We start from the raw sequence: 1,061 nt of genomic DNA on the forward strand, positions 1-1,061 counted from the left end.
ATTGTGTAGGACCGTTCTTTATCTGCCCATTTACGACGGAATATAATGACTGCTAAACATGTTGGTAGGTACTGTGTGAAACGGGATACCGCACTAATAGCAGCAAGGGTTGTAAATGAACCGGACCAGGCTAGTAGTACGCTGGCAATAGCGGTGACGATCGCTGCTACATATGGTGCATTGTAGCGATTGCGTTTAGCTAAGGCACTTGGTAACATACCGTCTTCGGCCATGGATGTTGCAATACGAGGTGCGTAATAGGCTTCGGCAAAGTTAATGCCGCCCATAGAAATTAATGTGCCTGCCAATACAATGTACATGCCAATTGGACCTACAATTACATTGAAAGCATCTTGTACTGGTGCTTTTGTGTTAGCAAGGTCAGATCCTAGAACACCAATAGATACGGAAAGTATGGCCACATATAGGACTGATACGAGTAGCATACACATGATAATGGCACGCGGTAAATTCTTTTTAGGATTCTTCATATACTCTGCGGCAATGGCAATAACCTCAAATCCTGTATAAGCAAAGAAGAGAAGAACGGCTGCTTGTGCAAAGGATCCTTCTACATAGGTATCGTGTGGGAATACAGGTGTAAAGTTAGCGCCATTAATAAAGAATATACCGATAGCGATAAATAGGGTGAGAGGGACTAACTTAGAGATTGTAATTAAGTTATTAACAAATTTAGATACGTTAACACCAAATATGTTTACGATTGTTAAGCCTACGATTAATATGAAGGAAATGACATCCTTTGCTAAATCGCCACTTAAGGCAGGGACTGCAGCGCCTAGCGCCGTGGCAAAGCCAACGGCCATGGCGGCCCAGGCGATAACCGTTACAATCCATTTAAGGACGCCTACCTCAAATCCCCAAAAGTCACCTAATGCATGTTTGGCATATAGATAAGGGCCACCATTACGTGTGAAAAGGCTAGCCGCCTCTGCAAAGCACAAGGCAATACATCCTGCAATGACCGCATCAAATAAAAGGACCACTAAACTGGCTGACCCAATAATGGCATAGGCCTTATTAGGTAACAAGAAAATCCC

At 43.4% G+C, this 1,061-nt stretch carries 1 protein-coding gene; it reads right to left on the reverse strand.

From position 1 onward, the window contains the following. The coding region (locus Q7P05_RS05640; RefSeq protein ID WP_303930985.1) for an APC family permease at positions 1-1,061 on the reverse strand (1,061 nt) is incomplete at both ends.

The organism is Veillonella dispar (genome assembly GCF_937975875.1).
GTDB lineage: Bacteria > Bacillota > Negativicutes > Veillonellales > Veillonellaceae > Veillonella > Veillonella dispar_B.